Below are 7125 nucleotides of genomic sequence, written 5' to 3'. Positions count from 1 at the left end.
TCCAGAGTGGTGCGGGTGTAGGTGTTCGCCGTGAAAATCTGGATCGCCGGCTGCGCGGGGATGACGAATGTTTTTAAGGCGGGAGACGTTACGGGGTAATCAGGTAGCCCTTGATCCCGGTGAAGATGATCTGCGCGGCCAGTGCACAGACAAACAAGCCCATTAGCCGCCCAATAATTTCCAGGCCCTGGTCGCCAAGTATCCGCTCGAATTTATCGCTAAGGTACAGCACGGCGCCCACCGTCAGGCTGGCGAGAAAGATGGCCAGCAGCGCCACCAGCTTGCTATCCCAATGCGGCTGCCCGGCGCCCATTACCAGCATCGCACCAATGGTGCCTGGCCCAACCGTCAGCGGAATGGTCAGCGGCACGATGGTCACATCTTGCTGCTGGTTGTCGCTTTGCACCACGGGCCGACCTTGGGCCATGCCCAGGGCGGAGATAAACAGCACGCTGCCAGCGCCGATGCGGAAGGCGTCGATGGTGATACCGAACACGGTAAAGATGCTCTGGCCAAACAGGTACAGCACGCTGCTGGCGATCACCACGCCGGTGGCGACTTTCCATGCCAGCTTTTTCCGCTCTTTCACGGTGTAGCCGCGGGTCATACCGATAAAGCACGACAGCACGAAGAACGGGCTATAGAGCACCAGCATCTTCAAATACAGGCTGAACAAGGTGGACAACATCGGCAGGCTCGCAGGCAAAAGGGCAGGGTAACGTTAGTGGGGCAATGCCGAGTTGGCAGCTTCCTGGCGGCGGGCGTCGCGTTCGGCTACCCAGTGTTCCACCAGTTCACGCAGGTTCGACAGCTCCACCGGTTTGGCCATATGGCCGTCCATGCCCACCAGCCGCGCGCGCTCTTTGTGTTCGGAGAGAATATGCGCGGTCAGCGCCACCACTGGCGTGCGCTGGCGCTGTTCCTGGGCTTCCCAGGCACGCAGTTGTTCGGTGGCGGAAAAGCCGTCCATCACGGGCATTTCGCAGTCCATCAGCACCAGGTCGTACTGCTGGGCTTTCATCGCGGTCAGGGCTTCTTCACCATTGCTGGCGGTGTCGGGCTGCAGGTTGAGCTTGCCGAGCATGCCGCGAATCACTTTGGTGGAAATGCTGTTGTCTTCGGCCACCAGAATGCGGAAGTCTTCAGGGAAATCCTGGGTGGCCACAATCGGTGCATAGGAGCGCGGTTCCAAGCCCGGTTTACGCTGCGCCAGTTCGTCGGCGAGGGTGGTTTTCAGGGTGTAGCCGGCCACCGGCTTGGCCAGGATGCGTTTGATCCCGGCGTTACGCGCGATGATTTTGCTCGGCGCATTGCTGATGCCGGTAAGCATGATCAGCAGCACGTCATGGTTGAGGCTGGGGTCTTCTTTGATCTTGGCGGCTAGCTGCATGCCGGTCATGCCGGGCATGTCCTGGTCAAGCAGCACCACGTCGAAGTATTCGCGGATATTGGCCTTGGTGCGCAGCAGGGCCAGGGCCTCTTTGCCCGATGGCACGGCGCTGACGGTCAGCCCCCAAGCGCTGCACTGTTGCAGCAGTACCTTGCGGCAGGTTTCGTTGTCGTCCACCACCAGCAAGCGTGCGCCTTGCAGTGGGCCGTCGAGGTCGGCGGTGGGGTTTTCCAGGCGTTCGGCATCCAACGGAAGCGTCAGCCAGAGGGTGTTGCCCTGGGTGCCTCCGCCTTGAATACCAAAGGTGCCGTTCATCAAACGCACCAGCTGGCGGGCAATGATCAGGCCCAGGCGCGCGCCGACGCCAGTGGCGGAGAGGAAGTCTTTGCTGTGCAGTTCGGCGTTGAGCAGGGCGTCGCGCTCATTACTGTCCAGCGAACGGCCGCTGTCCTGCACGGCAATGCGCAGGCGTGGGGCGTCGCCGCTGGTGTCGACGGCGACCACCAAGAGAATTTCGCCTTCGTCGGTTTGCTTAAAGGCGTTGTCCAGCAGGCTCAGCAGGGTCTGGCGCAGGCGCGTGGGGTCGCCGCTGACAACTCTTGGCACCTGCGGCTGCATAAAGCTGATCAGCTCAACTTTTTGCTGCTCGGCCTTGGCGCGAAAGATATCCAGGCAATCGTCGATTAGCGCGTTGAGGTCGAACTGCACATCGTCCAGCTCGATCTGCCCGGACTCCAGTTTGGAGATGTCGAGAATCTCGTTGATCAGGGTGAGCAGTTCGTTGCCTGAGCTGTGGATGGTTTGCACGTAGTCGCGCTGTTTGGTCGACAGCTGGGTGCCCAGCAATAGCTCGGTCATGCCCAACACGCCGTTCATGGGCGTGCGTATTTCATGGCTGATCTTGGCCAGAAATTCGGCCTTGGCGCGCAACTCGGCGGAGCTGGCGGCCTGTTCGCGGCTGATGGCGAAGTACTCCTGCTGCAAGCGCAACTGCCGCTCGGCCAGGGCCAGGCTTTGCAACACACCGCTGACGACGGCAAAGCACAACAGGTTGTAGGCCAGCCAGTCGGCGTCATAGGCCCAGTAGCCAAACATTGAGGGCAGGGCGCCGATAAAGGCCAGGTTGAAAATCAGTTGGGCCAGGGTGAACAGCCGGGCGGGTTTGTAGCCGTGCAGCCAGCGGTAGGCGGCGACCACCAAGATGCTGACACTGCTGATGGCGGCAAACAGATACACCACCCGGTTAAATTGCAGTTGGCTGGCCACCAGGATCACCACCACCAACAGCGCGATGGCCGCGCACTCGGCCAGCAGCACACGGCGCCAGATACCGTTGGGTTGTACGCGCTGGAAAAAACTCAGGGTAAAGGCGAGGCCGCAAAGCATGGCCAGCAGGATCGACAGATTGCCGGCCTGCACTTGCAAGCCTGGCCAGCCCACCAGCCAGGGAGAGGCAACTCCGAGCAAGACGCTGCTGGCGCCCAGCAGGCTCAGTTGCGCAAGGGCCAACCATAGGCTGCTGCGAATGCGCGTATAGGCAAAACGCACCAGGTTGTAGAGCGCCAGTAAGGCAAAGGCGGCGAGCAGCATGCCGTAGAGCAAGGGCCGGCTGTCGTCGGCGGCCATGGTTGCGGTGTCATCAATGCTGATGGAGGGGCGCAGGGTATGGCTGCTGGACAGGCGCAGGTACACGTCTAGGGTGTCGTTGCTGGCCGGCAGCGGCAGAAGAAAATCACGGCTGGGCAAGGGCCGCTCGGCCAGCGGTGTTTGGCTGCCGGTGCGGGTGCTGGTGAGCAAGTCGTCGCCGCGCAGTACGTAGAGATCAAGATGGCTCAGGTACGGGCCAAATACCCGCAGCAGGCGTTCATGGTTGTTGCCAGGCAAGCGAACGTGCAGCCATTGCGCGGCATTGCCGCCAGGGGTGACCAGTTGTTGGATATCGACCGGAGAGAAACGAGCGACGCTGCCACTGGCGCGTACTTCATTGAGCTGCAGGCTGGCATCGGCATCAAGCAAGGCCGACCATTGGCCCTGTTCCGCTGCCAGGGTTGGCATTGGCGACAGTGCGACCAGCAGCAAACTGGCAACAAGTCCTATGGCGATCCTGAGCCGGCGCACAATGAAATCCCTTCGGGTTTAAGAGCTCGGATTATAGCCAAGCAATCCCTTCGGGTAATACGCAAAAGGCAGCTCAAAGAGCTGCCTGTGGTGGGTTTTTGCTGAAGAAGGTACGTTATTTTTCGCCACGTTCCCGGGCAATGGCGCGATAGCCGATGTCGTGACGGTAGAAGCAGCCGTCCCAGTCGACTTTTTTCGCCAGTTCATAGGCATTGGTTTGTGCCGCCGAAACGCTTTCGCCCAGGGCTGTAGCGCACAGAACACGGCCGCCAGCGGTGACGACCTTGCCGTCCGCTAGGGTGGTGCCGGCGTGGAAGATTTTGCCTTGTTCCGATACCGCGCCATCCAGGCCTTTGATTTCCACACCTTTGGCGTAGTCACCTGGGTAACCGCCTGCGGCCAGCACCACGCCCAGGCTTGGCCGTGGATCCCACTGCGCTTCGATCTTGTCGAGGGCTTCGGCCAGCGCGCCTTCAATCAATAGCACCAGGCTCGATTGCAGACGCAGCATGATCGGTTGGGTTTCCGGGTCGCCAAAGCGGCAGTTGAATTCGATAACTTTCGGCTTGCCGGCCTTGTCGATCATCAAGCCGGCGTAGAGGAAGCCGGTATACACATTGCCTTCGGCCGCCATGCCGCGCACGGTCGGCCAGATCACTTCATCCATGGCGCGCTGGTGCACGTCTGGCGTGACCACTGGCGCCGGGGAGTAAGCGCCCATGCCGCCAGTGTTCGGGCCGGTGTCGGCATCGCCAACACGTTTGTGGTCCTGGCTGGTGGCCATGGGCAGTACGTTTTTGCCGTCGACCATCACGATAAAGCTGGCTTCTTCGCCGTCGAGGAACTCCTCGATTACCACGCGCGAACCGGCGTCACCAAAGGCATTGCCAGCGAGCATGTCGCGCACGGCGTCTTCGGCTTCTTCCAGGGTCATGGCGACGATTACGCCTTTACCGGCGGCCAGGCCATCGGCCTTGATCACAATCGGCGCACCTTTTTCCCGCAGGTAGGCCAGGGCTGGCTCCACTTCGGTGAAGTTCTGGTAATCGGCGGTCGGAATGTTGTGGCGGGCGAGGAAGTCCTTGGTAAAGGCTTTCGAACCTTCCAACTGTGCAGCGCCCGCGGTCGGGCCAAAGCAGCGCAGGTTGCGGCTGCGAAACAAGTCGACCACGCCTTTAACCAGCGGCGCTTCCGGGCCAACGATGGTCAGGCTGACGTTCTTCTCTGCGAAATCGGCCAGTTGCTCCAGGGCCAATACGTCGATGGCAACGTTTTCGCACTTGGCTTCGGTAGTGGTGCCGGCGTTGCCGGGGGCGACAAAGACTTTCTCAACGCGCGGGTCTTGCGCGACTTTCCACGCCAGGGCGTGTTCACGACCGCCACTGCCAATGATCAATACATTCATATTGCGAGCCTCTATGGGGCGCCACTCTGCGGCGCGGGCTAAAACAGGCGACATCTATCGAGGGTGCGATGGCGTAGGTAGATGCAAGGCGGATTGGGCTTTTGCGAGCGGAGTTGCCGCCTGGCAATGAGCATCGCAAAAGTCCAATCCAACGCCGCAGATGCCTGCGTCAGCGCAGCCGTCTTAGTGTCTAAAGTGACGCATGCCTGTGAATACCATGGCGATACCCGCTTCGTCGGCGGCGGCAATCACTTCGTTGTCACGCATCGAACCACCCGGCTGAATCACCGCGGTGATGCCGTTCTTGGCGGCGTTATCGATGCCGTCACGGAACGGGAAGAAGGCATCGGATGCCATCACCGCACCCTGCACTTGCAGGCCTGCGTGTTCGGCTTTGATCGCGGCAATACGCGCCGAGTTAACCCGGCTCATCTGGCCTGCGCCAACGCCGATGGTCTGGCGGTTTTTGGCGTAGATGATGGCGTTGGATTTAACGTACTTGGCCACTTTCCAGGCGAAGATCAGGTCGTGAATTTCCTGTTCGGTTGGCGCGCGCTTGGTCACCACTTTCAGGTCATCGGCGCTGATCATGCCGATGTCGCGGCTCTGTACCAGCAGACCGCCGTTAACCCGTTTGTAGTCCCAGGCCGCGGCGCGCTCGGCGTTCCACTGACCGCAGGCCAAGAGGCGCACGTTGGCTTTGGCAGCGACCACTTCGCGCGCTTCAGCGCTAACACTTGGGGCAATGATTACTTCGACGAATTGACGATCGACGATGGCCTTGGCCGTGGCCGCATCCAGCTCACGGTTAAAGGCGATGATGCCGCCAAAGGCTGATTCGGTGTCGGTGGCATAGGCCAGTTCGTAGGCCTGGCGAATGCCGCCTTCGCTGTCCAGGGCAACCGCTACGCCGCACGGGTTGGCGTGCTTGACGATCACGCAGGCTGGTTTAACAAAGCTTTTTACGCATTCCAGCGCGGCGTCGGTGTCGGCCACGTTGTTAAACGACAGCTCTTTGCCTTGCAGCTGAGTGGCGGTGGCTACGCTGACTTCGGCGGGTTTGGCTTCCACGTAGAACGCCGCGCTCTGGTGCGGGTTCTCGCCGTAGCGCATTTCCTGAGCCTTGATGAACTGGCTGTTGAAGGTCCGCGGGAATTCGCTGCGGCCTTCGGTGCTGAGGGTTTCAGCGGCTTGGTCGACGGTGCCCATGTAGTTGGCGATCATGCCGTCGTAGGCGGCGGTGTGTTCGAACGCCTTGAGCATCAGGTCGAAACGCTGAGCGTAGGTCAGGCCGCCGGCTTTCAGGTTTTCCAACACATTGGCGTAGTCGCTGGCATTCACCACGATGGCCACGTCTTTGTGATTTTTCGCTGCCGAGCGAACCATGGTCGGGCCGCCGATATCGATGTTTTCGATGGCGGTCGGCAGGTCACAGCCGGGCTTGGAAATGGTTGCTTCGAAGGGGTAGAGGTTGACCGCCACCAGGTCGATCGGCTTGATGCCGTGCTCGGCCATGATGGCGTCGTCGGTGCCGCGGCGACCGAGAATGCCACCGTGAATTTTCGGGTGCAGGGTTTTCACCCGGCCATCCATCATTTCCGCAAAGCCGGTGTAGTCGGCGACTTCGACGGCGGCTACGCCATTGTCCTTAAGCAGTTTGAAGGTGCCGCCGGTGGACAGAATTTCCACGCCAAGGGCGGACAGCTCACGGGCGAACTCAAGGATGCCGGTCTTGTCGGAAACGCTGATCAAGGCACGGCGAATGGGCAGGCGGGTGGTTTGGTCGGTCATCTCGGTTTCCATCTAAAGCAGAGAAATCAGCAAAAAAGGGCGGCTGTTTGATCAGTCCGCCCTTTTTCGTATGAATGCATGCTTACAGCAGGTCGTATTGCTTGAGCTTTTTGCGCAGTGTTCCGCGGTTCAAACCAAGCAATTCAGAAGCCTTGGTCTGGTTACCCTTGACGTAATTCATCACGGTTTCCAGCAACGGCGCTTCGACTTCGGAAAGCACCAGGTTGTAGACATCACAGACATCTTGCCCATCAAGGTGGGCGAAGTAGTTGTGCAGCGCCTTTTCCACATTGCCGCGTAAGGTCTGGCCTTCGTCGCTCGGCGTGTTGAGGTGCTGTTTCAAATTGACGTTATCGGTCACAGGTGCAATTCCACTCACTAAAGTCTCAGTCATCATCGTCATGCGGCCACCTCTTCTCCA

5 protein-coding genes are annotated in these 7125 nt (G+C 60.1%); all 5 read right to left on the bottom strand.

Translation table 11 applies throughout. The features are described from left to right. Nucleotides 1–88: 88 nt before the first annotated feature. The 5 genes from AAAB16_RS13630 to fis all read right to left on the bottom strand — a co-directional run bounded on the left by AAAB16_RS13630 (nt 89) and on the right by fis (nt 7107). The gene (locus tag AAAB16_RS13630; RefSeq protein ID WP_110616753.1) at nt 89–688 is read right to left on the bottom strand and encodes a MarC family protein; all 600 of its coding nucleotides are present in this window, start codon (nt 686–688) and stop codon (nt 89–91) included. A 33-nt stretch (nt 689–721) separates the two neighbouring features. Then, on the bottom strand, nt 722–3445 hold the full coding sequence (locus AAAB16_RS13625; protein WP_340663802.1) for a response regulator: 2724 nt from the start codon (nt 3443–3445) through the stop codon (nt 722–724). Nucleotides 3446–3623: 178 nt separating this feature from the next. Next, the gene (gene purD, locus AAAB16_RS13620) at nt 3624–4913 is read right to left on the bottom strand and encodes a phosphoribosylamine--glycine ligase (RefSeq protein ID WP_340663801.1); all 1290 of its coding nucleotides are present in this window, start codon (nt 4911–4913) and stop codon (nt 3624–3626) included. 183 nt (nt 4914–5096) lie between these two features. Beyond that, nucleotides 5097–6704, bottom strand: a complete 1608-nt coding sequence (gene purH, locus AAAB16_RS13615; protein WP_340663800.1) for a bifunctional phosphoribosylaminoimidazolecarboxamide formyltransferase/IMP cyclohydrolase — start codon at nt 6702–6704, stop codon at nt 5097–5099. An 82-nt stretch (nt 6705–6786) separates the two neighbouring features. Further along, on the bottom strand, nt 6787–7107 hold the full coding sequence (gene fis, locus AAAB16_RS13610) for a DNA-binding transcriptional regulator Fis (RefSeq protein WP_108098422.1): 321 nt from the start codon (nt 7105–7107) through the stop codon (nt 6787–6789). Nucleotides 7108–7125 lie beyond the last annotated feature (18 nt).

The sequence above is a fragment of the Pseudomonas sp. genome (assembly GCF_037994325.1).
Classification (GTDB): Bacteria; Pseudomonadota; Gammaproteobacteria; order Pseudomonadales; family Pseudomonadaceae; genus Aquipseudomonas.
The sequence above is the reverse complement of the archived record's forward strand: the minus strand, read 5'-3'. Positions and strand labels throughout refer to the sequence as shown.

Coding starts and splice junctions, on each gene's coding strand:
- fis (WP_108098422.1), bottom strand. CDS start 7,107: ATGACGATGATGACTGAGACTTTAGTGAGTGGAATTGCACCTGTGACC.
- AAAB16_RS13630 (WP_110616753.1), bottom strand. CDS start 688: ATGTTGTCCACCTTGTTCAGCCTGTATTTGAAGATGCTGGTGCTCTAT.
- purH (WP_340663800.1), bottom strand. CDS start 6,704: ATGACCGACCAAACCACCCGCCTGCCCATTCGCCGTGCCTTGATCAGC.
- purD (WP_340663801.1), bottom strand. CDS start 4,913: ATGAATGTATTGATCATTGGCAGTGGCGGTCGTGAACACGCCCTGGCG.
- AAAB16_RS13625 (WP_340663802.1), bottom strand. CDS start 3,445: ATGCCAACCCTGGCAGCGGAACAGGGCCAATGGTCGGCCTTGCTTGAT.